This window comes from Anabaena lutea FACHB-196, assembly GCF_014698305.1.
Lineage (GTDB): Bacteria > Cyanobacteriota > Cyanobacteriia > Cyanobacteriales > Nostocaceae > Anabaena > Anabaena lutea.
In genome coordinates this window covers 15,536-41,660 of record NZ_JACJST010000014.1, presented here as the reverse complement: position 1 = coordinate 41,660, position 26,125 = coordinate 15,536, and the positions used below count along the sequence as shown (strand labels likewise).

General features: G+C 38.4%; 25 protein-coding genes and 2 pseudogenes. 10 read left to right on the top strand and 17 right to left on the bottom strand.

All coding sequences use genetic code 11. From position 1 onward, the window contains the following. Nucleotides 1-80 precede the first annotated feature (80 nt). The 5 genes and pseudogenes from coaE to H6G59_RS15765 all read right to left on the bottom strand — a co-directional run bounded on the left by coaE (nucleotide 81) and on the right by H6G59_RS15765 (nucleotide 4,927). Complete coding sequence (coaE, locus tag H6G59_RS15790; protein ID WP_190715999.1) at nucleotides 81-692, bottom strand: dephospho-CoA kinase; 612 nt, start codon at nucleotides 690-692, stop codon at nucleotides 81-83. A 182-nt stretch (nucleotides 693-874) separates the two neighbouring features. Continuing rightward, nucleotides 875-2,497: pseudogene (cobA, locus tag H6G59_RS27845) on the bottom strand (uroporphyrinogen-III C-methyltransferase). A gap of 81 nt (nucleotides 2,498-2,578) precedes the next feature. After that, nucleotides 2,579-3,046 carry a tetratricopeptide repeat protein gene (locus tag H6G59_RS15775; RefSeq protein WP_190715993.1) on the bottom strand — a complete coding sequence of 156 codons (468 nt, stop codon included), beginning with the start codon at nucleotides 3,044-3,046 and terminating at the stop codon, nucleotides 2,579-2,581. Between the two features lie 4 nt (nucleotides 3,047-3,050). Further along, nucleotides 3,051-3,992 carry a homogentisate phytyltransferase gene (locus tag H6G59_RS15770; protein WP_190715991.1) on the bottom strand — a complete coding sequence of 314 codons (942 nt, stop codon included), beginning with the start codon at nucleotides 3,990-3,992 and terminating at the stop codon, nucleotides 3,051-3,053. Between the two features lie 92 nt (nucleotides 3,993-4,084). Continuing rightward, entirely contained in the window at nucleotides 4,085-4,927 is an 843-nt protein-coding gene (locus H6G59_RS15765) for a methyltransferase domain-containing protein (protein WP_190715989.1), read from the bottom strand. A 116-nt stretch (nucleotides 4,928-5,043) separates the two neighbouring features. Here H6G59_RS15765 and H6G59_RS15760 point away from each other — a divergent pair, with 116 nt between their 5' ends. The 3 genes from H6G59_RS15760 to H6G59_RS15755 all read left to right on the top strand — a co-directional run bounded on the left by H6G59_RS15760 (nucleotide 5,044) and on the right by H6G59_RS15755 (nucleotide 7,299). After that, the gene (locus tag H6G59_RS15760) at nucleotides 5,044-6,378 is read left to right on the top strand and encodes a TrkH family potassium uptake protein (RefSeq protein ID WP_190715987.1); all 1,335 of its coding nucleotides are present in this window, start codon (nucleotides 5,044-5,046) and stop codon (nucleotides 6,376-6,378) included. A 103-nt stretch (nucleotides 6,379-6,481) separates the two neighbouring features. Then, on the top strand, nucleotides 6,482-6,607 hold the full coding sequence (locus tag H6G59_RS27620) for a hypothetical protein (RefSeq protein WP_277924638.1): 126 nt from the start codon (nucleotides 6,482-6,484) through the stop codon (nucleotides 6,605-6,607). Further along, the gene (locus tag H6G59_RS15755) at nucleotides 6,604-7,299 is read left to right on the top strand and encodes a potassium channel family protein (RefSeq protein ID WP_190715985.1); all 696 of its coding nucleotides are present in this window, start codon (nucleotides 6,604-6,606) and stop codon (nucleotides 7,297-7,299) included. Before H6G59_RS27620 ends, H6G59_RS15755 begins: the two co-directional genes overlap by 4 nt. Before the next feature lie 111 nt (nucleotides 7,300-7,410). On the opposite strand, the gene H6G59_RS15750 is transcribed toward H6G59_RS15755, so the two are convergent. The 4 genes and pseudogenes from H6G59_RS15750 to H6G59_RS15735 all read right to left on the bottom strand — a co-directional run bounded on the left by H6G59_RS15750 (nucleotide 7,411) and on the right by H6G59_RS15735 (nucleotide 11,674). After that, nucleotides 7,411-8,514, bottom strand: coding sequence for a tetratricopeptide repeat protein (locus tag H6G59_RS15750; protein WP_190715983.1), 1,104 nt, complete (start codon nucleotides 8,512-8,514; stop codon nucleotides 7,411-7,413). A gap of 143 nt (nucleotides 8,515-8,657) precedes the next feature. After that, nucleotides 8,658-9,821: a tRNA preQ1(34) S-adenosylmethionine ribosyltransferase-isomerase QueA gene (gene queA, locus H6G59_RS15745; RefSeq protein WP_190716215.1), complete on the bottom strand. Its 1,164-nt coding sequence runs from the start codon at nucleotides 9,819-9,821 to the stop codon at nucleotides 8,658-8,660. Between the two features lie 423 nt (nucleotides 9,822-10,244). Next, a complete protein-coding gene (locus H6G59_RS15740) occupies nucleotides 10,245-10,820 on the bottom strand; it encodes a hypothetical protein (RefSeq protein WP_190715981.1) in 576 nt (191 codons plus the stop codon). 196 nt (nucleotides 10,821-11,016) lie between these two features. Next, nucleotides 11,017-11,674 (bottom strand): annotated as a pseudogene (locus H6G59_RS15735) (RpnC/YadD family protein). 302 nt (nucleotides 11,675-11,976) lie between these two features. Between H6G59_RS15735 and H6G59_RS15730 the strand changes: the two are divergent. Both H6G59_RS15730 and H6G59_RS15725 read left to right on the top strand, forming a co-directional pair. Then, nucleotides 11,977-12,366, top strand: a complete 390-nt coding sequence (locus tag H6G59_RS15730) for a hypothetical protein (protein WP_190716212.1) — start codon at nucleotides 11,977-11,979, stop codon at nucleotides 12,364-12,366. A 404-nt stretch (nucleotides 12,367-12,770) separates the two neighbouring features. Continuing rightward, complete coding sequence (locus tag H6G59_RS15725; protein WP_190715979.1) at nucleotides 12,771-13,310, top strand: retropepsin-like aspartic protease family protein; 540 nt, start codon at nucleotides 12,771-12,773, stop codon at nucleotides 13,308-13,310. Nucleotides 13,311-13,640: 330 nt separating this feature from the next. Here H6G59_RS15725 and H6G59_RS15720 read toward each other — a convergent pair whose 3' ends face one another. The 4 genes from H6G59_RS15720 to H6G59_RS15705 all read right to left on the bottom strand — a co-directional run bounded on the left by H6G59_RS15720 (nucleotide 13,641) and on the right by H6G59_RS15705 (nucleotide 16,310). Further along, entirely contained in the window at nucleotides 13,641-14,327 is a 687-nt protein-coding gene (locus H6G59_RS15720) for a PHP domain-containing protein (RefSeq protein WP_190715976.1), read from the bottom strand. A gap of 167 nt (nucleotides 14,328-14,494) precedes the next feature. Continuing rightward, nucleotides 14,495-14,719, bottom strand: a complete 225-nt coding sequence (locus H6G59_RS15715) for a hypothetical protein (RefSeq protein ID WP_190715974.1) — start codon at nucleotides 14,717-14,719, stop codon at nucleotides 14,495-14,497. 289 nt (nucleotides 14,720-15,008) lie between these two features. Then, nucleotides 15,009-16,031 carry a phosphoribosylformylglycinamidine cyclo-ligase gene (purM, locus tag H6G59_RS15710; protein ID WP_190715972.1) on the bottom strand — a complete coding sequence of 341 codons (1,023 nt, stop codon included), beginning with the start codon at nucleotides 16,029-16,031 and terminating at the stop codon, nucleotides 15,009-15,011. A 72-nt stretch (nucleotides 16,032-16,103) separates the two neighbouring features. After that, the gene (locus tag H6G59_RS15705) at nucleotides 16,104-16,310 is read right to left on the bottom strand and encodes a hypothetical protein (RefSeq protein ID WP_190715970.1); all 207 of its coding nucleotides are present in this window, start codon (nucleotides 16,308-16,310) and stop codon (nucleotides 16,104-16,106) included. An 87-nt stretch (nucleotides 16,311-16,397) separates the two neighbouring features. On the opposite strand from H6G59_RS15705, the gene H6G59_RS15700 reads away from it, so the two are divergent. From H6G59_RS15700 to H6G59_RS15685, 4 genes are read left to right on the top strand one after another with little or no spacing between them, the layout of a single operon-like run. Continuing rightward, the gene (locus H6G59_RS15700) at nucleotides 16,398-17,018 is read left to right on the top strand and encodes a DUF3859 domain-containing protein (protein ID WP_190715968.1); all 621 of its coding nucleotides are present in this window, start codon (nucleotides 16,398-16,400) and stop codon (nucleotides 17,016-17,018) included. A 2-nt stretch (nucleotides 17,019-17,020) separates the two neighbouring features. Further along, nucleotides 17,021-18,718 carry an asparagine synthetase B family protein gene (locus tag H6G59_RS15695; protein ID WP_190715966.1) on the top strand — a complete coding sequence of 566 codons (1,698 nt, stop codon included), beginning with the start codon at nucleotides 17,021-17,023 and terminating at the stop codon, nucleotides 18,716-18,718. Continuing rightward, nucleotides 18,694-19,905: a diaminopimelate decarboxylase family protein gene (locus H6G59_RS15690; protein ID WP_190715964.1), complete on the top strand. Its 1,212-nt coding sequence runs from the start codon at nucleotides 18,694-18,696 to the stop codon at nucleotides 19,903-19,905. The genes H6G59_RS15695 and H6G59_RS15690 overlap by 25 nt, the downstream gene beginning before the upstream one ends. A gap of 14 nt (nucleotides 19,906-19,919) precedes the next feature. Beyond that, nucleotides 19,920-21,224: a toprim domain-containing protein gene (locus H6G59_RS15685; RefSeq protein ID WP_190715962.1), complete on the top strand. Its 1,305-nt coding sequence runs from the start codon at nucleotides 19,920-19,922 to the stop codon at nucleotides 21,222-21,224. 23 nt (nucleotides 21,225-21,247) lie between these two features. Here the strand turns inward: H6G59_RS15685 and H6G59_RS15680 are convergent, their stop codons facing one another. From H6G59_RS15680 to sodB, 4 genes are all read right to left on the bottom strand, one after another. After that, nucleotides 21,248-21,832, bottom strand: coding sequence for a hypothetical protein (locus H6G59_RS15680; RefSeq protein ID WP_190715960.1), 585 nt, complete (start codon nucleotides 21,830-21,832; stop codon nucleotides 21,248-21,250). A 14-nt stretch (nucleotides 21,833-21,846) separates the two neighbouring features. Further along, on the bottom strand, nucleotides 21,847-23,082 hold the full coding sequence (locus H6G59_RS15675) for an AAA family ATPase (protein ID WP_190715958.1): 1,236 nt from the start codon (nucleotides 23,080-23,082) through the stop codon (nucleotides 21,847-21,849). 4 nt (nucleotides 23,083-23,086) lie between these two features. After that, nucleotides 23,087-24,817 (bottom strand): asparagine synthetase B family protein, encoded by a 1,731-nt coding sequence (locus H6G59_RS15670; RefSeq protein ID WP_190715957.1) that lies wholly within the window; start codon nucleotides 24,815-24,817, stop codon nucleotides 23,087-23,089. Between the two features lie 92 nt (nucleotides 24,818-24,909). Next, complete coding sequence (gene sodB / locus H6G59_RS15665) at nucleotides 24,910-25,509, bottom strand: superoxide dismutase [Fe] (protein ID WP_071191799.1); 600 nt, start codon at nucleotides 25,507-25,509, stop codon at nucleotides 24,910-24,912. 203 nt (nucleotides 25,510-25,712) lie between these two features. Between sodB and H6G59_RS15660 the strand changes: the two genes are divergently transcribed. Beyond that, the gene (locus H6G59_RS15660) at nucleotides 25,713-25,904 is read left to right on the top strand and encodes a hypothetical protein (RefSeq protein ID WP_190715953.1); all 192 of its coding nucleotides are present in this window, start codon (nucleotides 25,713-25,715) and stop codon (nucleotides 25,902-25,904) included. The last annotated feature ends 221 nt before the right edge of the window (nucleotides 25,905-26,125 follow it).

Genomic DNA, 26,125 nt, shown 5'->3' with positions numbered 1-26,125 from the left:
GGTTATATAGCAATTATAAATTATATCTGAAAATTTTAAGGATTTGGTGGGCAATGCCTACCCTAGGTGTATTTCAAAAATCAAATATTATTCCTATATTTATGTATATTTTTAGTGATTGCTACATCTACTTGTTGTAAAAGTGATTCTAAGGTAGAGGAGTTATCTAATACTATATCAGCCTTGGCTACTTTTTCTGCAATTGGTAATTGGCTATTAATTCTAGCTGTGGCTTGTTCGCTGTTTAAATGATTGCGCTGGATTAATCTTTGCTGTTGCTGTGCTGGTGAACAATATACAACCCAAATTTCACTAACTAGATTTTCTAAACCAACTTCAAATAACAAAGGTATGACTAAAACTAAAGTATTTGCAGATGATTCATTAATAGATTGATCAAAACAATTTCGCACATAGGGATGTATGACACTTTCTAGCCAATTTCGTTCTTCTGATTGGTTAAAAACTATTTCTCCTAACTTTTGACGATTTAAATTTCCATCGGATAGTAAAATTTCTTTACCATATCTTGCGGCAATTTGTGCGAGAGTAGATGAACCAATAGATACTGCATCTCTCGCATAAACATCTGCATCTAAAATTGGCAAATTATAAGCACTATGCAAATAATTAGCTACTGTACTTTTACCTGTAGCTATACCACCTGTTAAACCGATTAAACGTTTGATCATTGGTCATTGGTCATTGGTCATTGGTCATTGGTCATTGGTCATTGTAAAGAGATTAAAATAATTCTTAATTAATAAATGACCGAAGTTGAGAATTTTAACCGAGTACAGTGGGTCTAAATCCCCGTCACAAAACTTAATTACGTTGGCGGTAGCCTGCCGTAGGCACTATTACGAATTACGAATTAATTTAATTTTCCTTGATTTGCCCATTTTATAATAGCGTTGGTTAAGCCATCTAAGGTATATTCCTCAGCTTCTATATCGACACGACCAAATAAATGATGACAGGTTTGGGATGTTTGGGGACCGATAGAAGCAATGCCAACTTTGTCTATGTAACGTGTTATTCCATCTGTAAATTTACTTGCGGTTAATAGACAGAAAAATTGTACAGTTTTAGAACTAGCAAAAGTGATGACATCTAAAGTGCGGTTTCGCAAAGCCAACTCTGCTTCCGGGGGAATAGTTTGAGGACAGCAAGATTCATAGGTGGGAACTTCTATGACGTTTGCACCTTTGATGGTTAATTCTTTGACTAAAACTTCTCTTCCACCACTTTCTACTCTGGGAAATAAAATCTTTTTACCTGCTAAGTCTTCAGGAAAGTTTTCCACTAAAGAGTCAGCAATAAAGTGGGGAGGAATAAAATCGGGATGGATATTTTGTTTTTTCAAACTTTGGGCTGTTTTTTCACCGACAACCGCAATTTTTACCCCAGCTAGGGAACTGTTATCTTTACCTTTGGTGTGGAGTCTAGTAAAAAAGTGTTCTACTCCGTTGCTGGAAGTGAGAATTAACCAGTGGAAACTGGATAAATTAGCGATCGCTTCATCTAAAGCAAACCAACTTGAAGGGGGTCCAATTTCTAAAGCTGGCATTTCGATTACTGTAGCACCTGCGGCAATCAAGCGATCGCTAAATTGGCTGGACTGTCCAACTGAACGTGTAACTAAAATGGTTTTTCCTGCGAGGGGAGATAAGGGTAAATTGCTATCCACGATTTTCTCGTTCAGAATTGTGGGTAATTAAGAATAGTTTATAAGAAAATAGGCTGAAAACGCCGGAATTGAGAAATTTTCACTTTTTAATTTTTACAAGTATTTGCGTAATCCCACAACTTCACCAATGACAATTACCGCTGGAGAGAGTGATAAACCCGCTGTTTGTGCCACAATATTGCCTAATTCACCTACCCAGATAGCTTGACTGGGAGTTCCTGCCCAACGAATAATAGCAATGGGTGTGGAGTACAAGCGCCCATATCGTAGCAGCTGATGCACAATCTCACCTAAATTTTGTCCCCCCATCAAAATTACCAAAGTTTCTAACCTTGACAGTGCTTCCCAGTCTAAAGCATCTGGTTCATGTGCTGTCAAAACAGCAAAACAGCGACTCAGAACCGGATCTGTGAGGGGAATTCCTGCTAATAAAGGTGCGGCTAAAGCTGAAGAAATTCCCGGTATAACTTCAAATTCACAACCAGCAGATTTTAAAGCTTCAATTTCGGAAGTACAACGTCCAAAAATAAATGGATCACCTGATTTTAGCCTAACAACTTGTTTCCCTTCTTGATAATGCTTGATCAGTAAATTGTTAATTTCAGCTTGGGGAGTGCTGGGTTTACCACCGCGTTTACCCACATCTAGTTTTAGACAATCCTGTGATACACATTCTAACAATTGGGTATCTACTAAAGCATCATAAACCAAGACCTGAGCAGTAGCCAAGAGACGATAGGCTTTAACAGTCAAGTATGCCACATCTCCTGGGCCTGCACCAACGAGGTAAACTTTATTATTAGTCATCCGATTTTGGATTTTGGATTTTGGATTTTGGATTCATCCCACGAAAGTTTGAGGGGGCTTGTCCCATCAAGGAATTATTGGTCATTTGTTATTATTGTGAATACCTTGGAGGATTTTATTTATTGTTTCTGCTTTTCCAGGTTGACGCTGTTTTTGGAATAGGTCTTTTGCTGTTTGAAGATTATTGATTGCTGCTTCCTGATTGTTTTCCAGTAACAATATATTTGCCAAACGTAGGTAAGCATCAGCATTTTTGGGGCTGCGGTGAATTACTTCGTTGAATAATTCTTTTGCTTCTGCAATTTGTCCTTTGTGATTTAAAAGATCGCCCAACAACAACCTGACTATATCATTAGTAGAGTTGTTGGCAATTACTTTACGAAATTCTGATTCTGCCCCTTCATAATCTTTGGCTTGAAAAAGTTCAATTCCTTTTTGAAATGAGTTTGAGGTAATCAATGTTTTCCAGGAGAAATAAAGGAGAATTCCCAGGCTGGAAATTACTAAAGATATAGCAACAATATTACTAATTGGTGAATTTTCTAACATGATTTTAAGCCAAAATACAGGCAATAGGAAAAATTAGATATTCGATGAAAAACAGTTTCCAAATAAATTGATAAAATCCCGCAATTGCATTTTTATCTTGCAAATCAACTCCTGCACTTTGCCACCACATGACAATCAAGGTTACTAACTGCGTAATTACTAGGAATATTGAGTTAACTTCTGCCATTTTGAACAAAGCCACAATAATCATCCCTAAATAGCAAACAGTTAATACCCAAAGTGCGAGTTTAAATACTGCTTTTTGTCCCAATTGGAGGGTAAAAGTTGTGATATTGTAAAGGCGATCACCTTCCATATCAGGGATATCTTTAAAAATAGCGATTGCAAAGGTAAACACCAAAATAAACACCGTCAAAACCCATACTGCTGCGGGAATGCCTTGGCTTTTTTGCAATAGCCAATTAAAATGAAAAAACAAGCCTAAATTAACAATTGTTCCCCGCACAGAAAAAATACATAATGCTGCCCAAAAGGGATACTGTTTTAAGCGAATTGGTGGTAAAGAATAAGCTGTCCCAATTGCCAAACTTAGCGCTACCATTCCCAACAAAAATGGTCCGTTCAACCAAGCGACAATCAGTGCCGAAATTCCTGTAATAATGACAATTAATTGTCCTTGTTCTGGGGTGAATTCCCCTGAAGCTATGGGTAAATGAGGCTTGTTGATTTTGTCGATATCAACATCTTCTAATTGGTTTAAACCAACGATATAGATATTGCCACATATACAAGCAATCCAAGCTCCCAAAACTTGACCAAGATTAATATTAGACAAGCTGGTAGAAGTGACACCCAGGGTAATCAAATATAAACTCAACACACTTAAACTCGTGCCAATAATTGTGTGTGGACGAGAAAACTTCCAAAAGGCATAAAGCCACTTTCCCGGAAAAATCGGAGAATTTTGTTGATAAAACTGATTCATTTTTTACTCTCTGTGTTGTCTGTTATGTGGGAAACTACAAAGGACGGGGGAAACCCGCCCAAACAAAGCGTTTAAATTTGCTTACTTATTGCTTACTTGTTTCCGCACAATAACCCAAATTTAATTAAACCCCGTTCATAACCTCGACGCATTAGCCCTAAAGAAAGCGCCCCTTGAATTGTACTCCAACCGGAAAGCAGTAATCCCAAAACAGCTTGGGGAGTAAATGCTGAATCAATTACCCGATTCCAAAATGGAGCCACAGCGGTTGACCAATCAGCCGTGCGGATATTATTTAATGGTAGTTGACGAGCGATCGCTTCATACTCTGGCAACGACATCACATAAGGTAAACAATAAACTCGATAAATATCCTCTAAATGCTTTTGTTCATCCGCAGTCAAAGGTTTCTTATCCGTAGGTCGATGACACCAAGTCACCATAATCAACGTACCTCCGGGCTTCAACACGCGGTAACACTCTTGCAAAAACTTGGTTTTATCTGGCATATGTTCACCACTTTCTAAAGACCACACCAGGTCAAAAGAATTGTCAGCAAAAGGCATTTCTTGAGCATTGGCGACAAGGAACTGAGTTCTGGTATTCAAATTAGCTTCTCTTGCTCTTTCCGTGGCTCTAGCGGCTTGTACAGGACTGAGTGTAATTCCCGTTGCTTTAGCACCAAACTTTTCTGCTAGGTATAAAGAACTGCCACCAATACCACAGCCTACATCTAATATATCCTCTGCACCCTTGACCTCTGACCATTTCAGCAGTTCTTCGATTAAATCAATTTGCGCTAAACGACGGTCTTTCCGCTGGTTCCCCGTAGGACCATAGTAGCCATGATGCATATGTTCTCCCCAAATCTGTTCCCACAAACCGGAGGAAGCATCGTAAAATTGTTGAATTTGCTGATAAAGCGTTGAACTCATGGATACACCAGATGAAGAAAAAACCGAATTGAAAAAAAAACATATTGGTAGGCTACCATGTGTGTTTTTAATTAGATAAGAGTATTTTGCTTCCAGAAGCAAATTTTGAATTACTTATGACTGTTGCTCGGACAATTTGTTTGGGATTTCTGGCTGTCATCTTGCTAGGAACCATGATGTTGATGATGCCTTTCTCAACTAGCGATGGTAGTTGGAACAACCCGATTGTAGCGCTTTTTACTTCAACGTCCGCAGTTTGCGTTACAGGTTTATCTGTAGTTGATCCTGGTACTTATTTTTCCTTTTGGGGTCAGTTCTTTATTGCACTTTTAGCTCAAATTGGTGGTTTAGGTTATATGACAACTACCACCTTTCTCATTTTATTAATTGGGCGGAGATTTGACTTGCGGCAAAAAGTAGCCATTCAACAAGCTTTAGATCGACCAGGAATGAGTGGTAGCACGCAAATTATTCGTTCAATTATTGCAACAACAATGATTTTTGAAATCACTGGAGTATTATTATTACTGCCAGTTTTTGTTCCCGAATATGGATGGAATCAAGGACTATGGTTGGCAATATTTCATAGTGTTAATGCCTGGAATAATGCTGGCTTTAGTCTTTTCAAAGATAATTTAATAGGTTATCAAAATTCGGGTTTAGTAGTTTTTACTATTACTGGATTAATTATCTTTGGAGGAATTGGTTATCAGGTAATTTTGGATCTATATCTTTGGCTGCGCGATAGAATTGTCAGAAAAACAAGTGCCATAGTATTTTCTCTAGATTTCAAAGTGGCAACCAGTACAACTTTGATACTTTTAGTATTGGGAACAGTAGCCTTTTTATGTATAGAAATCAGGAATCCACAAACATTTGGTGACTTGAGTTTTACTAACCAATTATTATCAGCTTGGTTTCAATCAGTAACTCCCAGAACTGCTGGATTTAACACCATTGATATTGGCAAGATGACCGATGCTGGTTTATTTATTACCATTGCTTTGATGTTTATTGGTGCAAGTCCAGGTGGTACAGGAGGCGGTATGAAAACAACAACTCTCAGAGTTCTTACTAGTTGTACACAAGCAATTCTCCAAGGAAAAGAGGAAGTTTTACTATATGAGCGTAAAATAGCAGTTTCATTAATTTTGAAAGCGGTTGGTGTATTAGTGGGTTCCATAACAACCGTCATTATGGCAACTATTTTAATTAGTCTCACAGACCCTAAATTAGAGTTTATTCAAATTCTATTTGAAGTGGTTTCAGCTTTTGCTACAGTTGGTCTATCTACAGGTATTACTGGTACTGTTTCCACAGGAGCCAAGCTGATTTTAATTGTCACAATGTATATTGGCAGAGTCGGTGTTTTATTATTTATGTCAGCTATGTTAGGTGATCCCCGTCCTACCAGAGTTCACTATCCCGAAGAAAATTTACTCGTAGGATAGTTTGGGGAAATGGGGATGGGGAGATGGGGAGATGGGGAGATGGGGAGATGGGGAGACACGGGGACGCGGAGAAAATGAAGAATAAGTTAATTATCTATTTCCAATGACCAATCACCAATCACCAATCACCAATCACCAATCACAAATTACCAATTACCAATCACAAATTACCAATTACCAATCACCAATTACCAATCACCAATTACCAATTACCAATTACCAATTATGAATCTTTCATCATTAAAGTTTTTTCGCAGTTTACGTCACGATAACCACCAATTTGCTGTAATAGGTTTGGGTCGGTTTGGTCGTTCTGTTTGTTCAACATTACATAATTTGGGTTATCAAGTTCTGGCTACAGATGTTGATGAAAAGCTTGTTTCTGAAGCGTTAACTGAAGAAATTGTTAGTCATGCTGTGCAACTAGACTCAACGGAACCTGCCGCACTCAAAGAAGCTGGTATTTTTGAATTTGATACAGTAATTGTGGCAATTGGTAACTATATCCAGGAAAGTATTATCACCACTCTTAATGTGAAAGAAGCTGGTGTACCTCATGTAGTTGCTAAAGCTTCTAGTGAGGTTCACCGCAAGCTGTTAAAGCGAGTGGGAGCAGATCATGTAGTTTTCCCAGAGTATGAAGCAGGTTGCGCTTTAGCAAGGACGCTGACTAAACCATCTATTCTAGACCGATTTGATCTCGACCCAGACCATAGTATTGTTGAGGTAATTGTCCCTGATGAATTTCACGGCAAAACTGTTTCAGAAATCCAACTTCGTAATCGTTATGGTTTAAATTTGTTGGCAGTGAGTCAGGATGGTAAATTTAAAATTAATCCTGACACCACCAAGCGTTTAGAACGTGGTTCAGCAATGGTAGTTATTGGCTGCAATAAAGATATTAACCGCTTACCAATTTGAGGGTGTAGGCAGGGTGCAGGGAACAGGGAACAGGGAACAGGGTGCAGGTGACAGGTGACAGGTAATTCTTAATTTTCCCCATCACCCCATCACCCCATCCCCGCGTCCCCATTACCTCGGCTGTTCTTCAACTGTTTTAGGCACGTCAGTGGAGTTAACTGGAACTGCTTGCTCAGGTGCTGGTAGTACTACATCACTGTTAGAAGTGGGAGTTGGGGTTGCTGTTTGACTAACTTGAGGTTTTTGTGGTGTTAAATACTGGGCAATTTGTTGTGTCATCTGGTCAATTTTTGCGAATTGCTCAGTATTCCCTTGTTCAGCATATTCTTGACGAGCGCGTTTTAACGCTTGATTAGCTTGTTTGAGATTGCCTTGATTGTATAAAGTTACCCCTAAGTTATAGTAAGCTAAAGCATTTTTGGGATTTTGGCGAATAGCTTGTTGGTAAATGGTAATAGCTTGGGAGGGTTGACCCTGAATTACCATGAGACTACCCAAATTGTTGTAAGCTACGGTATTGTTGGGATTTAGCTTTAAGGCTTGACGATAGGCTGCGATCGCATTTTCTACTTGACCTTCTTGTTGAAATACGATCGCTAAATTAAAGTAAGCATTGGCATTGCTACTATCTAAATTAATTGCTTGTTGAAAAGCTGCGATCGCTTCCTGTCGCTGTTCTTGTTCGTATAATACCAAACCTAAATTATACTGTGCCGCCGCCATTGTCGGACTTGCTACCAACGCTTGACGGTAAGCAGTAATCGCTGCTTCTTTTTGTCCTTGTTTTTGTAAAGCTAACCCCAAATTGTAATACGTATCACCAGAGTTGGGATTCAGTCTAATCGCTTCTCCATATTCTTGGACAGCTAAATCTAGGCGATTTTGCTTCAAAAAGATATTGCCTAAATAATTCCGCGCCATACCAATTTTAGGGTCTCGCTGCAAAGCTTGACGAAATGCAGATTCTGCACCTTGTAAATCTTGGCGCTGATAACGTGTCACTCCCAGTTGATACAAGATAGCTGCGTCTAAATCCTGAGAAACGACATTTTGTGCCAACAACTTACTACCAGGTAAACTAGTAATTGTTGGTACAGCCAACACTAAAAATACTGAGGAAGCAAACAGAAGTCCTAATCTCTGTACAGAACTTTTGTAAAATAATGCTTTAATTTGACTGTGTAAGCACTGATTAAATTGCAGTTTTTTAGACATACTAGCAGCCCTGTACTTTTAGTTGAGATCCTCACAACATCAGAGTACCCATAACTACATCAAAAATTCACAATTCACAATTCACAATTCGTAATTCGTAATTCGTAATTCGTAATTATTAATGAACACTCGTTACTCAATACTCAATACTCGGTACTCGGTACTCGGTACTCGGTACTCGGTACTCGGTACTCGTTACTGATGGTTGCTTCGGGTAAAATGAGCATGGCATCACCAAAGGAATAAAAACGGTATTGAGCAGCGATCGCTTGTTGATAAATCTTCAATAACCTCTGTCTCCCAATCAAAGCACTTACCAGCATCAATAAACTCGAACGTGGTAGATGAAAATTAGTAATTAGACCCTCTACTACCCGCCATTGATAGCCAGGATAAATAAACAGGTTTATTTTGCCTACATAGGGTTGCAAATCTCCAAATTGAGCCAAACCCTCTAAAGTGCGGACTACTGTGGTGCCAACGGCAATAATGCGCCCTCCAGCGGCTTTAGTAGCCCGAATTTGCTCAATTGTCGTAGCAGTCACTTCAATCCATTCTTCATGCATTTGGTGAGTAGTTACATCTTCGACTTCCACAGGACGAAAAGTCCCAACACCAACGTGCAGCGTCACAAAAGCTTGATTAATACCGCGATCGCGCAATTTTTGTAAAAGTTCTGGTGTAAAGTGTAATCCTGCCGTTGGTGCTGCGATCGCTCCTTGTTCCTGAGCATATACAGTTTGATACTGTTCATCCGCAGCCGTAGAAGCCGTGATATAAGGTGGCAGCGGTATTTCCCCAAATTTCTCCAACACCTGCACCAAAGACACATTCTCAGGTATATCAAACTTTAACAACCGTCCCCCAGTTGCTTCATCTCTTTCCAAAACTGTAGCCGTCAGTTCATTACCCAAGGGTGAATTTTGTCTATCAAAAATAATTTGAGTTCCTATCTTAAAGTGCTTTCCTGGCTTCACCAAAGCCAACCAACAATTATGCTGTCGTTCTTCCAACAGCAAAACTTCCACTTCTGCCCCTGTAGACTTGCGACCATACAACCGAGCGGGAATGACTTTTGTATTATTCATTACCAATAAATCCCCAGGTTGTAAGAGTTCAGACAAATCCCGGAAAATGTGATTTAGGGCTGGTATTTCCTGACCTGTATGGGGAGAATTGACCACCAGTAACCGAGAACTATCTCTAGGAACAGCCGGATTTTGGGCGATTAATTCCATGGGCAGTTCATAATCATATCCAGATAATGAACGGTCTAAATTAATATCTTGTATCTCTAAGTCAGACATTTCTTCAAAAGAGCGGTAAAAAAAACCCACATACACAGCAAAAAACCACCTGTGTGGCTTGGAAATCGTTAATTTTCCATGTTTCTTAAATACCATAAATAAGGGTTTAGCAATGCTAAACCCCTACCTGATTATTGTTAATCATATTTTATTTTAAAATAGTTCTTCCTTATCAACATTATGACAACAAATCTAAAATCAGTTGTCAACCCCCCAATACCCTCTTTTCGCGCTTTTGTCAGAATCAGGATTTTGAGGATTTAAGGATTAACAGGATCGTTTTTTTGTGGGTGTCAGGATTTTAGTTGTAAGCTGCGTCAGACTATATAAACGTATCAACAGATGTTTACTATTTAACGTATCCTACTAAATCATCCTGTTAATCCTCTAATCCTGGACATCCTGATTCTGACATTTAATCTATTAAACTACTGTTTCCACAGGTTTAACAACGAGGGTTTTTGCTGCTAGACGTTTTTTAGCTTTCCTCATCGCACCCAAAGCGAGTAAAGAGCCGACTGTGGGGATGGTTGCACCTCCGGGGATATCAAAGGGGACAGCAGCACTGACTGGGGTGTATGTAACGCCTGAAAATCCATCGAAGTTTAGAGCTCCATTATTAAAATCATTTACGACGTTAACCGTCTGCCCTTGACCATTTAAATATACGTCGTAGTTCCCGTTACTCAATTGAAATGCAGCGCCAGTCAATGTTCCCCCACTAACAGTAAAACTATTCTGTGAGGCTCCACCAATGTTTATGGAAAAAGGAAGGGGGGTAAAGACAGAAGAACTCCAGGTAAGACTGTTTATTGTGATTTGTGATGCAGAGCTAGTTGCATTGTCTGTTAATCCATATATTGTACCTGTTGCAATATTAGTATTAACGGTGCTACTAAGCGTAAAATTGAAATCCAACGCTTTGGCTGGAGACATACTAGCCAGGATACCAGCAGCAGCACTACAAACAACTAAGGGCAGAATCTGAGATAGTTTCATTGTGTAAGTTCTAATTTTTGTGTTCTAATTTCATCTATGTATCAGTGTATTCCCAATACTAATAATTGTTGCTTTTTTTACGAAAGTTTGCATATCTGATTTATTTATACAAAAAACATAACCGCCTACGGTATGGTAAGCGGTTGATGATGGGTTAAACTTAGGATGAGTTGTAATATAATTTGGGGTAGCTCTATTATTGTGTAAATCTACTTAATAAATCCTCACGGGATAATTGTAGGAGTAAAGGAGTAAATTCTTCTCTACTCATGGCAATGAGAGGGTTGATAATTGTTGCTAACTGTGAATCTACTTCCCCAAACCGCACTTGCAGAATACTCTCAATCATAGCGCGTCTTTCTCTTTCTATACCTGTTTGGAGTCCTAGTTTTTCTCCTTCTTGTATTCCTTCTTGTCGTCCTTGTTTTTTAAGTTCTTCTAATTGTTGTTGATACATTTCTGATAATTTCATAATTAACTCCTGGTCATCTTTATCAATATCGTGTTCTTGACGCTGACGAGCCGATAACACAGCAATTAGGTTATGTACTAATTGTATGATATCCGCAAGGAACGGACTATTATTTGCTAGTGCTTCTAATTCTTCTACTGCTTGTCTTTGTACTTTTCCTCTCCCTAAAATCCTCAAAAACAGCGTTTCGGGTGTACTGGGTAGTTGGTGAATAGCCACAACTACGGTTTTAAATAATTTTGGCAAAAAATAAAGGAATAAATAATACGTCAATTTGTCTGACTTCTGCTGTGATATCTTTGCTGGTTTCTACTTGACCATAGGGTGTTAATAGTTCTGTGAGATATTGTTTTGCAAATTGATCATGTATAAAGCGAGTCATCAGATCCTAATTCCTGCTTTCATCCTGATTCTGACAAGAAAGATTAATTTAACATTTTTTGGGTGATGACGATTTCTAGGTCGTGCTTTGCGATGCCTGCGGCGAGCGTATCGCACTGAGATACGATTTTTGTTTTGATACGTTTTCTAGCCGCCCTTTGAACTTGCCGGCAATGACTAATGACAATTTCCCAAAATTGGGTAAACCTCCCCATATAAAAACGGGGGGTTTTACCCTACCGGGAACTATGCTTTATTTACGAAGATAGAGAAGTAGGATTAGCTTCAATCCCAAACACCATGATGGAATATTTATATTACCTAGCCAATGCCAGTTTAACTCTGAGGGTTGTTCAACATCTGCATGGCAGACCCCAAAACCCAATTTCCTTCATCACCGTAATTCATCAAATAGATGGTTGGGTAGTGAGGATCAAATTTAGAGAGCCACTTTCACCCCAAGACGATGGTGATTTTCGAGCTTTTCTCAATGAATTAGGAATCAGCTACGAACCACCCATGAGAGTGCAAATGGCACTTTGGAGTTTGGAAGCGGGACAGTTTCCTGTAGATGTAATGCGCCGCTATCAAGTAGCAATTGTCTCTCATGGTAATCCGGAGAGAGAAGAAATTGAAGCTTTCCGGCAACAGTTTGTCCGGGGTTTGGGCTATTGTCCAGAAACACTAGCTTAATCTCGATTTATGATCAAGTGTTTACAAGATGATGAAACAATTCAAAATTCAAAATAGAGCCAAAGGCTTACGTAAGGATACAGCCGGGGTCTAAATAAGAATCTGTAGCTTGCTTAGACAAGGGTAACACAAGCTACGTATACACCTAACCTTTTGATATTTCTGTAGGCTACAGCTATAAATCCTTTAATTTCTGATCAACTCAACATTTAACTGCTAGAAAGAAAGCCGCTGAGAGTAGTGATTATTTGCACAACTTCTTGTCAAGACGGTGGCTTTTTGGAGCTTTCAGATATCCTCTAGTAATTTCAGTGACTCGAAAAATCTTTGTTGTAGGTATAGTCAAGATTTTCGATTATTCTAGATTTAGAGGATTTTCGAGCAATTTACAGTAACCATAAACAATGAAAGCAGTTGAGAGGATAGGAATTGCATCTATATTTGGGATGATGTTTTTAACAGTACCCTACGTAGCAAAAGCTAATGATCCTGGTGCTTGTTTTATGGTGACATCATCAGGTAAAACCGTTAGTTTGGGGCAACTATGCGGTGTAAATCAACTAAATCAACCCAGTCCAAGAGTGTTCCGAGTCCCCATTAAGCGTCGTAGCGGCAAGACTCCCATTATAGATGTTAGTTTTAATGGTAATCAAGTTTTTGAGATGATTGTTGATACTGGTGCCAGTGGTATTCTCATTACTCAAGGAATGGCCACAGCCCTGAAAGTCCAACCTTCGGGAAAGATAAACGCCACGATCGCAGATGGTAGCGTGGTAGAATTCCAAACTGGTAATATCCCCACAATTGCCGTTAGTGGTGCTGTAGTTAATAATGCTACGGTAGCCATAGCTCCCAAAGCGAGAATTGGGCTACTTGGACACGATTTTTTTGGCAACTATGATGTCAAAATTTTAGAAAAACAAGTTGAATTTCAACAGCGTTAAAATAATTCGTAATTCGTAATAATGCCTCCGGCAGGCTACCGCCAACGTAATTCGTAATTCGTAATTACAGGTAACTGAGGTACAAATATAAATAATAAAACTCTTGTGGTGCGGGCATCTTGCCCGCTATGGGTGTACCTCACTCAGAGAAAATCCGCTGTAAGTTTTGTGATGGAAATTTAGACTTCGCCTAACATACTTGTCGCTTGTAGAAGCGGAGGACTTAAAACCCCAAAATTTAATTAAAAATTAAAAGTTAAAAATTAAAAAGAATAATAATTTTTAATTAATAATTTTTAATTAATAATTGGAGCGTAAGCGACTTGCGCCTTACAACCGTTGGAGTAGATTTAAACCGTGGGTATCTGTCCCACAGGTGTTAAATAAACCGAATTCATGAGCTAAGTTTTGGACTTGTTCTGATTCCACCGCGCAGGGTTTCCAGGGATTGGGATTTTTGTAAGCATAGAAAGCTTCAACACCATCAATACCGTGTTCTGCTGCTGCGGGAATCAAGTCAAAGTGCGATCGCTTGTAACGTGCTGGGTGAGCTAGTACCGCTATTCCTCCAGCGTCATGAATAGCGGTAATGACATTGGCTATTTCATAGTCTTGGCCTGTAGTCCCTTTGCTTTGCAAATACGGTTTTAGACTAGAGTGTTCTGGCTCAAAACCATAAGCCAAAATGTGAACTTCTATATCCAAGAGATTGGCATTAATTTCTACACCACTCCATAGATAAGGAGTTTGTATATCTGGATGATTCCACTTCCAATCTTCTAACCAAGCCTGTGCGGCTTGATAGCCACCAATTGTATGATGATCTGTGATCGCCATTCCTTTCAAACCAATTGCGATCGCTTGTTCCATTAATCCAATCGGCTGCAACCTTCCATCTGAGTGGACTGTGTGCATATGAAAGTTGTATAAACTTGGACAACTTTGGGCATCAATGCTCTGGAATACTTGTTTTAAAAGTTCTGTAGAAGCCGTAGTCCGGGCAAAATCTATAACCATAACCCTCTCTGAACAGAAAATACGTAATTTTTAATACGCTCACACACTAGACTTAGAAACTAGAAATCGCTAATACAGCCCACTAGTTTTGTCTGTTAGTCTCTACGCTACTTCAATGATTTTTTTAGTTTTGTTACGACTACGTTAGCAAATCTAAACGCTGATGGTCATGAGTATTTTTGATTACTTCTATAAAGAGAGTCTAAATTTTTGCCTAAGTTTCCATAAATACTGGTATTTATGGTTTGCTGAAGACCATAGGGAATAAATAGGCTTTCTTGCAGGGGGCAGGGTGCAGGGTGCAGGGTGCAGGGTGCAGGGTGCAGGGAACAGGTAATTCTTAATTTTCCCCGTGTCTGTCCCCGCGTCTCCCCATCTCCCCATCTCCCCATCCTCACAAGGGTAGGTTTTTAATATTATCTGTGAAGGCAGGACTTGGAAGACAAGGAGGGAAGGTAGACAAGGAAGATTTTATACGCACAATGGTCTTTTGACGGACTGTTCTTGTTACCAAGAGAATATGATTTTATACGGTTTTCCTCCCTTGTCCACTGTCCTTCCTTGTCCACCAAGTCTAGCCCTCACGACAATGTAAAATACCTACCCTTGTGAGATCTCCCCATCTCCCCATCTCCTCATCACCCCATCACCCCATCACCCCATCACCCCATCACCCCATCTTCATAAACCCTCTAATTTACCTGCACCTGTCACGACTTCACCAATCGCATAAGCGGGAATATCTTGGGACTGAAAATGGGTAATAACTTCTTCTGCTTGATGGGGTGGAACTAGCACTACAAATCCAATGCCCATATTGAAAGTATTATACATAGCTTCAGCACCGACAGACCCAGCCTCAGCTAACCACTCAAACACGGGGGGAATACTCCAACTATTGGGGTTAATTTTAATTGACTGATCTTTTCCTAAACTTCTAGGTAAATTCTCTGGTAAACCTCCACCAGTGATATGCGCCATTCCATGAATTTCTAACCCTGCTTTCAACGCCGCCAAAACAGGTTTAACATAAATGCGGGTAGGTGTAAGGAAAGTTTCGCCGATAGATACTCCATTTAATAATGGTGGAGTGTCATTCCAGGAAAAACCACCGTCACCGACAATCTTTCTCACCAAACTTAAACCATTACTGTGAACACCAGCACTAGCTAAACCTACAGCCACATCCCCAACTTGTACCTGGGAACCATTCAACATGAGGCTTTTTTCCACAATTCCCACACAAAAACCAGCCAAGTCATATTCACCAACTTGGTAAAAACCTGGCATTTCCGCCGTTTCTCCCCCCAATAAAGCAGAACCAGCTAACTTACAACCAGTAGCTATTCCTGCCACAACTTGAGTTAACTGGTCTTTATCTAGCTTACCTGTAGCCACATAATCTAGAAAAAACAACGGTTCTGCGCCAGATGTCAACACATCGTTAACACACATCCCCACCAAATCAATACCAACGGTGTCATGGCGGTTGAGAATTTGGGCTATTTTCAGCTTTGTACCTACACCATCTGTCCCAGAAACCAAAACCGGTTCTTTGTAACCTGTGGGTAGTTGAAAGCAGCCACCAAAGCCACCTAGTCCACCTAGAACTTCCGGCCTAAAGGTGCTGTGAACCAAATTGCGAATTTGGTCTACAAAGGCTCTACCCGCTTCAACATCAACGCCTGCATCCCTATAATCCATGCCTAGTTACACCGTTATCAATCCGCTACAAACATAGGCTATTATCATCACACAATTTAGGCGCTATCTGCATTAAAAAACTTGATCTTCAATTCCACGCCACCATTCGCCCAAATTCATCAAATCTTGGTGAATATCTGCGAGTTCTTCGGCGTAGGCTGTTGAGGAGATGGTATCGCGCCTTTCTTCTAGTTTTTTCAGGCGTAGTTGTACCAATAGCCAAGGTTTGGAGATGCCATCTGTAGCTTCTAGGTATTGAGCGAGTGTTTTGCTATCCATAGGATTGGAGATTCTTATAGTAGTCGATTAATTCTAAGATATAGAAAGAAAGCAAAGAAAGGTTTTTACCAAAAGTTACCCAAACCTATGAACCAGCGACTGACTCAAGAGCAATTGAACCAAATAATCGCTGAAGTCCAAGGACTGCAATTACGTCAAGAAGCAGAACTTGATCAACAGCAGGTTAAGGACATTTTAAAAGAATTGAATTTAGCACCTGAGTTATTAGATGAAGCCTTAATTCAGTTAGGTCGTCGTCAAGCTTTGGAAGTGCAACAACGCCGAAATAAATTGATTGGTTTTGGTGTGGCTGGGGCTGTTATTTTAGGGATAGCATTAACAATATTTTTTAATCAACAACAAGCTTCGTTACTGGCTAATGTTTCGGCACAGCAAGACCGCATTACTTTAGAATCAAATAATGGAAATTTGAAAAATGTCTCCCGTCAATCTAATTCAGAACTTTTTTATCGTGTCACTTTGAAAGATGCACCCATAGGTAAAAAACTTAATCTTTCTTGTAATTGGATTGACCCCAGTGGTCAAGTTGTTAAGCAAAATAATTATCAAACCCGCGAAGTTAAAACTTCTGTTTGGGATACTTTTTGTCGTTATACCATTAATTCTACTGCAACGGCGGGAAATTGGAAAGTCGAAATGTTTCTCGATGGTCGGAAAATTAGCGATGAAACTTTTGTGGTTCAATAGTTATGTTTCCTTGTCATTTTGTTGGTTATTGGGGTAAGGATAAACAAGAGTTTCTCACGCAGAGGCGCAGAGGCGCAAAGAGAGGAGGTGAGGGGGAAAAGTTTGTTTGGGATGTTGTTTTTGTTGGTTGTGAGTCTGTACCATCTTTACCTGAAGATAGGATTGCGGCTATTTCTGCGGGTGGATTTTCTGCTTGTTCTGATGTTTGGGTGAGATTAGAATCAAATAAGTTGATTTTGGGTAGGGAAGTTTTTGGAAGGGTTTCTTTATTTTGGAGTCAGCAAGGAGGGGTAATTTGGTTTGCTTCTCAATTACAATTACTTTTAGAAGTTCTTGAAAAACCGGAAGTTAGTATTCCTGGTTTATATGGTTATAGTTGTTTTTCTTATGTTCCTAATCCTCTGACTTCTGTTCATAAAGTATTTTCTGTACCTGCGGGAACTGAGATTGTTTGGGAAGATATTGGTTCTTCTCAATTTCGCGGAATTTATCAATGGGGTGAATCTCCAGAACAAATTAAAGATGAAAATATTGCAGTTTCTCAATTACAAGTTTTACTAAAAAAGTCTATTCAAAAACAAATTGCTGATTTGAAAGATGAACCTGTAGGAGTCTTTCTTTCTGGTGGTTTAGATTCTTCAATTGTTGCGGCTTTGTTGGTAGAAGCTGGTGTGAAGGTTCGCGCTTACACTTTGGATTTTGGTAATGTGGGAATTCCTGAATATCCCTATGCGGAAAAAGTGGCGGAATTTCTCAATATTCCTCTGGTGAAAGTTGATGCAAGTCCAAATAAAGTTAAAAATGCGCTGATTCCTACTGTCAAAGCTTTAGATTTACCTTTTGGTGACGGGGTAACTGTTCCTTTATATCTCCTTAATCAAGTTGCTTCTCAAGAAACTCAGGTGATTTTTAATGGTGAAGGTGGTGATCAATTATTTGCAGGTTGGACTAATAAACCTTTAATTGCTGCTGGTATTTATCAAGCTGAAAATCCCAACGGAGAAGAAACTTTTATTCAGCAATATCTCCGCACTTTTCACCGTCTTTGGGGTTATGAAGCAAGGGTTTATCAACCGGAAATATATGCACAGATACGGGGTTTAAATGCTCAGGAATGGCTGTTAGATGCTCTTGATGCTAGTTTTTGTCCTTCGTTGTTACATCGTCTCCGTCGTGCTAGTTTGATGTTAAAAGGAGCGCAGAATATCCATCCCCGTGCGACTGCGTTGGGTTTTGCTCATGGGTTGGGTGTGCGATCGCCTTTTTGTGATTTACTTTTAGCAGCATGGACTTTTCAGCTATCTGGAGAACTCTGTCTACACGGTGCTTGTGAGAAATATATCCTCAAACGTGCAGTAGAAAATTGGCTACCAGCGGAAATTGTTTGGCGACAAAAGCGCGGTATGGGTGTTCCCTTAACCTCTTGGTGTTTAAATGATTATTGGCATGATATCGGTAATTGGTTAAATCCAGGTATACTGAGTTCTGAGAAATGCTTTTTTCCTGATATTGCCTTACAAATTGTTACAGGCGAATTGGGAGGAGCAATTCAAGGAAGACGCGTGGGTGAAAGTCTGTGGTTACTGATAATGTGGCAACTTTGGCGTTATCACGTTTTCGGTGCAAAATTAGTGACAAAGTCTTGGAATCATCCATTTATCTTACCTAGTTGGTTATGGAAAAAGTACAAGCAATACTAAATTTAGAACTCAAACTTGCACAGGAGTTATTGCAAATTTACGGTTCTCCTTTGTATGTTTATGATGGGGATATTTTACGCCAAACTATTGCACATATTACTAAATCTTTCAGTTATCCCCGCACTAAGTTTCATTTCGCTAGTGTGACAAATGGCAATATTGCCTTATTAAAAATTTTTCAAGCTGCTGGTTGGGGACTTCATGCTAATACTCCAGGGGATATTTATTTGGGTTTAAATGCAGGTTTTCTTCCTGGTGATATTGTTTATAGTGGCAGTAATTTAAGTCGGGAAGAAATGTCTCAGGTTTTAGATTGGGGTGTGACTACTCTCAATTTGGATAGTATTTCTCAGTTGCGTTTGTGTTGTGAGGTTTTTTTATCTCACGCAGAGTCGCAGAGACACAGAGAGGAAGAGGAGTTACGTCTTGGTTTAAGGTTGAATGTTTCGGAAGATAGTCGAATTGGTGTGACTTTGGCAGATTTTGATGAGGCTATTTTTATTACTAATGCTGCGGGATTAAAACTTACAGGGTTACATTTTTATCGAGGTACGGGAACTAATGCAACTTCTGCTTTTACTGATGTTATTGATTCGGTTTTAGCAACTGCAAGAAATTTACCAGATTGGCAATATTTAGATTTTGGTGGTGGTTTTGGTTATCCATACAATCATAATAATATAGCTTTTGACTGGAAAATATTTGGTAATGAGTTAAGCATCAGAATTAGCCATTTAGACAGCAAAATTAATTTGGTAATTGAGCCAGGACGTTCGGCTATAGCAGGTTGTGCAATCATGTTAGCTAAGGTTGTTTCTGTAAAATGGCAAGGTAAAAAACAAGTTGTTGGTGTTGATTCTACTGTAGCTAATATTTCTGTTCTTTCTGTACATGGTGGTTATCGAGAAATCGTAACTTGGAAAAATCCAATTTCTGAAAAGTACATAACAGATATTTGTGGAAATACAACTTACTCACGAGATTATTTAGGTAAAAATTGTCAACTTCCAGCTTTAGAAATTGGCGATATTATCGCAATTTTAGATGTAGGTGCTTATGGTTATGCGATGTCTTCACATTTTTTACATCGTCCCAAACCTGCGGAAGTGTTACTAGAAAATAATACTCATCGTTTAATTAGAAAACGGGAAGATTACAGCGTTTTACTTAACAATCAAATTCTCTAATTTAACTAAAAACTATGAAATGTATTAACTGCGGAACTGATAATAATTTAAAAGACAGAACAGCAAATCAAGGAAGATGTCAAAAATGTAATCATCCTTTTGTTTTTGAACCTACAAATATGGGAAATGTGAAAATTACAGATCCTATGTTTGCGAAAATATTAGCTGATATTTCTGCTAATAACACTTTATTTTTTACACCCAAACAACTGCTTTACTTTTTAGATAGTCGTCTCAGAAATAAATCATTTAAATCATTAGGATTTGCTGGGTTTTATATTTTCTTTAATGTTTGGGTAACAGGCTTTGTTGGTGGTATTTTAAGCGGAATAATGAGTTCTAATTCTTTTTTAACTGCAAATATAATTTATCAAATTTGCGTAGTTATTTATTTGTTTAATAACACGAATTCTGCTAAACTAAATAATGCTAGTCGTAAGGCAAGTGCTAAATCTTTACAAAGACTAGGAGTCTTAATTTTAGTTGTCGGAATATTGGCAAGTCTGTTTGTATTTAATTCCTACATTCTATTTATTATTGTCGTAATTCTGGGAATGTCTTCAATATTCTTAGGAACTCGACAATTAGGAAAAGTTGATTCATTAGCACAGGAATTTTTAATTTCTCAATCATATTTAGAAGGTTGGTTAGAAAGATGGCAACAAATTAATGGTTCACTTCCCAAAATCCTCCCTTCACCACGACAAGAAATTGCACCAGCTACAATCAATCCTGATGTCACTGCTTACAGTTTTGATAGATTAGTGGTTTGTGATAATTCTACTATTGCTCAATTATTAATTGCTAATAATTTCCACTTTGAAAATAACTGTGCAATTCTCAGTATTACTGGTTATCCCCAAAGTATTTTCAATACAACAATGGAAATGCTGCGTCGTAACCCTGATTTAAAGGTGTATGCACTACATGATTGTACTCCCAGAGGTATTAGTTTAGTCCATCGTCTTCGCAGTAGTGATAGTTGGTTTCTTGACAGTAATGTGACCATTATTGATGTGGGATTATTACCGCGTCAAATTATCGCAACTAAGCGAGGAATGTTTATTCAAAATACACCCTCCATAACAACAGAAGCTAAAAAATTAAGTCAAGAAATTCGGCAGAGTTTATCTGCTGAAGAATTAGTTTGGTTAGATGCTGGTAATTTTGTGGAATTGGAATCTTTCACACCTCAAAGATTAATTAAAGTTCTACAAAGTGGTATTTCTGGCAGTTCTAATTTGGAAGGTAATGATAGTAGTATGATTTTAATTGGTGATTCTGGGAATGATATTTATATGGTGGAAAGTTTTGGATAATTTAAAGTAAGTTTTACTGATAATTATTCTAACTGAGAATGTGCTTGTTGTTTTTTAATTGCACGAGCAATGAGAGGAGCTTTCTTTTCTAATCCTGTTAGGGTAAGATCATCATCAATATACAACTTATACCATTCTTGACGCTGACGAAGGACTCGTTCATCATCCCGTAGATGCAATCTTTGTAAAGTAAATTCAGCCTTTTGACGTTCTTCTGGTGGGACTGTATTAGTTATTACTAATTGCAAGGAAGGTAACAAAATTTCAAACCAATCATCTTCAACTTCAAATGGATCAAGTAATTGGTCATCAAGAGTACCTTTACTACTATTAATCCAACCAGAAGCAAAACGATAATTACTCCATTCATAAGCTAAATGACGATGATTTTCACAACACAGGAAATGGTCTACAGTGCCTACAGGTTCATACATGGCACTATAAGCACAAAGATTACTAAAACCATCAGCTAAATCACTTTTGAAATTTGACCAATAATCTCTTGGTCTTTTTTTGGGATCTATACTTTTTGCTAACCAATTATTACCTGGTTGTCGTGCTTTTACATCAAAATCTTGCGGTTCTGGTGGTGGATTAAACTTTAACATCTTGAATATGATTCTTATAAACCTGAATTGATTCTTTCTGCTGTGACTATCCAACGTGGCCAAAATGGATCATGTCCTGGTAAAAGTCTTTGCAATTCCTGATGAATTTGTGACTGTGTTCTCAAATGTTCGGGAAAAGCATTCATCTCATCATTACGCATCCACGCTTCTGCTGCTTCAATTGCGGTTTCTGATTCTTGAGAACGCGCTTGTTTTAGTCCAAATATTTCTGAAGTTAACCATCCTACAGTATCTCCTTGTTTAGTCCAGAAAACTTCATTTAGTTCAACGTCTTTTCCTTGCATTTCAAATAAAAATAATTTGTCTTTCTCTTCATCAAAAAGTGGTTCTAATGAAGCCAAAACAAGGGGAGAATGAGTAGTAACTAAAGCTTGTATCGTGATATTTGGTTTTAACTGATTTACCACTGATAAAATAGATGGTAAGATGACTCTTTGCCAGCGAGGATGCAAGTGAGACTCAATTTCATCAACTAATAAAACTATTTGATTCATCGGTTCTTGCTTTCGGAGTTCTGAAGCTTTTTCGTGTTCGTACCAAGTCCATACCAATAAATAAGCAAGTCCCAAAATACGCTTCATTCCCGCTGATGCTTGAGTAATAGGAATATTACCGTAAGGAAGATTAATTGTGGGAATGTCACGGACATCATCTACAGATACTCGCGTTGGTTCTCCTATTTCTATCCATTCATCAGGATGGGGTGCAAGTTGTTTAATGACATTAGATAAAAGTTTAAATGGCGTTTTTTGGGGTTGATTTTGCCATGTTACCCAATCTTGAATTAGACCGTTACAAAGAGATTTTCTTTTTAGTTTCAATCCGTTCCAAAGTGTATCTGTGGTAAAAATATAGGCATTATCACGGTTACGAAGAGGGTCAAAAACAGAAAAACTTCCATCAACGCGAACAAAAATAACTACCTCGTTTAGTTCAGGAGGTAAATGCTCATTTAACCATTTTTGTTCAGAAAAATTAAAGCTACTTTGATAGTCTTTTGCACCATCTTGAGTATTAATTTGGGAGATAATTTCTGGAGGTTGTTCTGTATTTCTTTGCGGATAAGCGGGTTGTTCTACCCAATTTCCGGTAAGTACCCACCAAGCAACATCCAGTAAAAAGCTTTTACCTAATCCATTATCTCCAGTAAAAATGTTGACTCTATCAGCAAATTCAACATCAAATTGAGAAGATGGTCCCACTGATTTTAAATGAAGTTCTTTTAGCATTTGACTACTTCTTTAATACGGTTTTATTTACCTGTAACCAAATTTCTAAACTTACTAATAACCATAGTTTAACACCATATCTTCCCCAAATATCACCTTTAAAATTTAACCAATCATGCAAAATATCCTGATTAATATAAGGTGAAATTTCATTTTTTCTATTTAACAACAATCTCCTCGCTTCCCGTTGCCAATATTTCCTAAATCCCAATTGTACGGGAACCATCATTCCACTTTTAGGACGATGAATAATTGCCCAGGGTAAAATATCACTAACTGCATTTTTTAAAACTGCTTTTTCTTCTACTCCTGAAAGTTTATATTCGGGGGGAATTTGCATACTTAATTCAACTACACGCTGATCAAAAAGCGGTGATAAACCCTGCAAATTTGCTGCTTGTGTTAAGTTGTTCACTTTTGTTAATATCTGATCTGCACCTTTAAATTTAATATTCAATGCCATTAATCTATTTAAATAATTAGCGTGGGAATTTAAATCAGCAGCAAATACAGATGGTTCGTTTTTTAAAGTTTGCCAAATTTCTGGTTTTAAAAGTTGCGGTAAGTCTAAAGCGCATTTTTGGAAAGAAATTAAAAATGCTTGTAATGAATCTTGATTATTAACAGAACCATATAAACTATTTATTAACATCGGTTGATTTTTGGGGCCACCAAAGCAAGGATCTCCACCTTCTCCATTTAGTGTAAACTGTACGTTCTCCCTTGCCATTTTTCCTATTAGCAAATTTGGTACTGTTAAAGGATCACCAATAGGATCATCTAAATAAGCCATTGTTTCGGGGAGACGTTCCCACATATCTCGAAATGTGATTTCTAATATGCGATGTTGAGTTTGGCAATGTTGAGCAACTAAATTAGAAAATTCTAATTCGTTCGCGGTTTCTGTGCCAAAATGAATTGAATAAGTGTGAACTGGTGGATGATGAAATTTTGCTGCTAATGCGGTGATGCTGCTAGAATCTAAACCACCAGATAAGAAAACACCAACGGGTTGATTTTCAGGTAAATATTCTTTGACAACTTGCTCAAGTAAAGAACGCAGTTTTTCACCATACCATTCTAACGGTTGATTTGTGTCTATAATCTGTTCTTGTAGTTGCCAATAATGATCAACTTGTGCTGTTGGCATTTTCATGAATGTACCGGGACGAATTTCCCGCACATCTTGCCAAAGTGTTCTTTCTCCAGGCACAAAAGCACAACAAAGATAATCTCGCAATGCGACTAAATCTAAATTATTGGTACGATAAGGTGTAAGAGTTCTTAATTTGGGGGCTATCCAACGAGTTTCACCAGTGGTAGTATAATATAAAGTGCGGCTACCAATGCGATCGCGCACTAACCATAATACCTGTTGCTCACAATCCCAAATTACTAACCCAAACATTCCCACTAATAGAGTTAAGCATTCAAAATTGTATTTTTCCCACAGTTGTGCAACCAGTTCTTGATTACTGCAATTATCATTAATATCAATTCCCAATTTTTGCAGGAGTTCCCCTCGGTTACTTAGCCAAATATCCCCAACTACTACAAATCTTTTTGTATGACTCAGTGCAAATTGTGCTGGTGCAGAAATAACCGCAAATTGCTGATCTTGCCAAATTACATCTTTGGTTAAATTATCTAATTTTCCATAAGCTACACACCAACTAGGAGTTAGTTGCATTTTAGCTATAGGAGATTTAGGACTTTTAAAAAAATTAAATAGCATGAAGACTATATATTGATAACTGAAAAAGCAGTCACGATCATACTCATGACTGCTGAATTCTTGCAAATTAACTAATTATCGTTTGCAGTTGATTAAGCAGCAAAATTTGCAGCAGCAAATTCCCAATTAACCAATTGATCTAAGAAATTCTTGATGAATGCAGGACGAGCATTTCTGTAATCAATGTAGTAAGCGTGTTCCCAAACATCTAAAGTGAGAAGTGCCTTTTTGCCATGTGCTAAAGGGTTTTCTGCGTTTGGGGTTTTGATTACCTTAAGTGTACCACCATCATCAATCAACCAAGCCCAGCCACTACCAAACTGAGTTGCAGCCGCGTTAGAAAATTCTTCTTTGAATTTGTCAAAGCTACCAAAATCTTGGTCAATCTTAGCAGCTAATGCGCCTGTCGGTGCGCCGCCACCTGCGGGTTTCAAAGAATTCCAGAAAAAGGTGTGGTTCCAAACTTGTGCGGCGTTGTTAAAAATGCCAACTTTAGAGGAGTCTTTGAAGGAGATTTGAATTACCTCTTCCAGGGACTTATCAGCAAGTTCTGTCCCGTCAGTGAGCTTATTCAGGTTGTCTGCATAAGCTTTGTGATGCTTGCCATAGTGATACTCGAAAGTTTCACCTTTCATGCCATATGGCTCTAGTGCATTAAAGTCGAAGGGTAGGGGAGCTTGTGTAAATGCCATTTTGTGAAATCCTCTCTTGATCGGTTTTCCGGGGAAAGCTATTGCAAAAGCTTAGAAAATTATAGGTTTTGTGTTTAGCTGTTTTATATCCTTAATTCGGGGACATAAAACTTAACAATTTTATTTTACTACCAAAGTGAACATTCAGACCAGGTAGTTTTCCAATAAGTCAAATCTCTATGGATTTTGAACTATGAATAAAAATGGCTAATACTTCATCGCCAAAGTTCAATGAGCAATTTATAGAAAATATGTCTCATACCGATTTCATACATTCATCCTACACATCAATCACCGCCTTTGTGCGTCTTTCTGCCTTGGGTTCCCATTCTTTTTTCATAGAAATATTATCCCTGGATAAAGCAATTATCTACCCTGTCAATCTCTCTAGATAATGGTTAATTAAAAGAGTCGTCTATTCAAATGGACTTGAGTTTTTATTGCTAATGAAACATTTATAAATCTACCTATGGATAGATGAATAAACCCTACTTCTAATATTTTTAACCGAGTACCTTGGGTTTAAATTCCCCGGTTCAATAACCGGCAAGTTTTGGGTCGGGGTCTAAATCCGCGTCACCAAACTTAATTACGTATCCCTAGCGGGACCGTAGGC

What these genes read in the sequence shown, in the direction of transcription:
- coaE (WP_190715999.1), bottom strand. Translation starts at nt 692, where the DNA reads ATGATCAAACGTTTAATCGGTTTAACAGGTGGTATAGCTACAGGTAAA.
- H6G59_RS15775 (WP_190715993.1), bottom strand. Translation starts at nt 3,046, where the DNA reads ATGTTAGAAAATTCACCAATTAGTAATATTGTTGCTATATCTTTAGTA.
- H6G59_RS15770 (WP_190715991.1), bottom strand. Translation starts at nt 3,992, where the DNA reads ATGAATCAGTTTTATCAACAAAATTCTCCGATTTTTCCGGGAAAGTGG.
- H6G59_RS15765 (WP_190715989.1), bottom strand. Translation starts at nt 4,927, where the DNA reads ATGAGTTCAACGCTTTATCAGCAAATTCAACAATTTTACGATGCTTCC.
- H6G59_RS15760 (WP_190715987.1), top strand. Translation starts at nt 5,044, where the DNA reads ATGACTGTTGCTCGGACAATTTGTTTGGGATTTCTGGCTGTCATCTTG.
- H6G59_RS27620 (WP_277924638.1), top strand. Translation starts at nt 6,482, where the DNA reads ATGACCAATCACCAATCACCAATCACCAATCACCAATCACAAATTACC.
- H6G59_RS15755 (WP_190715985.1), top strand. Translation starts at nt 6,604, where the DNA reads ATGAATCTTTCATCATTAAAGTTTTTTCGCAGTTTACGTCACGATAAC.
- H6G59_RS15750 (WP_190715983.1), bottom strand. Translation starts at nt 8,514, where the DNA reads ATGTCTAAAAAACTGCAATTTAATCAGTGCTTACACAGTCAAATTAAA.
- queA (WP_190716215.1), bottom strand. Translation starts at nt 9,821, where the DNA reads ATGTCTGACTTAGAGATACAAGATATTAATTTAGACCGTTCATTATCT.
- H6G59_RS15740 (WP_190715981.1), bottom strand. Translation starts at nt 10,820, where the DNA reads ATGAAACTATCTCAGATTCTGCCCTTAGTTGTTTGTAGTGCTGCTGCT.
- H6G59_RS15730 (WP_190716212.1), top strand. Translation starts at nt 11,977, where the DNA reads ATGGAATATTTATATTACCTAGCCAATGCCAGTTTAACTCTGAGGGTT.
- H6G59_RS15725 (WP_190715979.1), top strand. Translation starts at nt 12,771, where the DNA reads ATGAAAGCAGTTGAGAGGATAGGAATTGCATCTATATTTGGGATGATG.
- H6G59_RS15720 (WP_190715976.1), bottom strand. Translation starts at nt 14,327, where the DNA reads ATGGTTATAGATTTTGCCCGGACTACGGCTTCTACAGAACTTTTAAAA.
- H6G59_RS15715 (WP_190715974.1), bottom strand. Translation starts at nt 14,719, where the DNA reads ATGGGGAGATGGGGAGATGGGGAGACGCGGGGACAGACACGGGGAAAA.
- purM (WP_190715972.1), bottom strand. Translation starts at nt 16,031, where the DNA reads ATGGATTATAGGGATGCAGGCGTTGATGTTGAAGCGGGTAGAGCCTTT.
- H6G59_RS15705 (WP_190715970.1), bottom strand. Translation starts at nt 16,310, where the DNA reads ATGGATAGCAAAACACTCGCTCAATACCTAGAAGCTACAGATGGCATC.
- H6G59_RS15700 (WP_190715968.1), top strand. Translation starts at nt 16,398, where the DNA reads ATGAACCAGCGACTGACTCAAGAGCAATTGAACCAAATAATCGCTGAA.
- H6G59_RS15695 (WP_190715966.1), top strand. Translation starts at nt 17,021, where the DNA reads ATGTTTCCTTGTCATTTTGTTGGTTATTGGGGTAAGGATAAACAAGAG.
- H6G59_RS15690 (WP_190715964.1), top strand. Translation starts at nt 18,694, where the DNA reads ATGGAAAAAGTACAAGCAATACTAAATTTAGAACTCAAACTTGCACAG.
- H6G59_RS15685 (WP_190715962.1), top strand. Translation starts at nt 19,920, where the DNA reads ATGAAATGTATTAACTGCGGAACTGATAATAATTTAAAAGACAGAACA.
- H6G59_RS15680 (WP_190715960.1), bottom strand. Translation starts at nt 21,832, where the DNA reads ATGTTAAAGTTTAATCCACCACCAGAACCGCAAGATTTTGATGTAAAA.
- H6G59_RS15675 (WP_190715958.1), bottom strand. Translation starts at nt 23,082, where the DNA reads ATGCTAAAAGAACTTCATTTAAAATCAGTGGGACCATCTTCTCAATTT.
- H6G59_RS15670 (WP_190715957.1), bottom strand. Translation starts at nt 24,817, where the DNA reads ATGCTATTTAATTTTTTTAAAAGTCCTAAATCTCCTATAGCTAAAATG.
- sodB (WP_071191799.1), bottom strand. Translation starts at nt 25,509, where the DNA reads ATGGCATTTACACAAGCTCCCCTACCCTTCGACTTTAATGCACTAGAG.
- H6G59_RS15660 (WP_190715953.1), top strand. Translation starts at nt 25,713, where the DNA reads ATGGCTAATACTTCATCGCCAAAGTTCAATGAGCAATTTATAGAAAAT.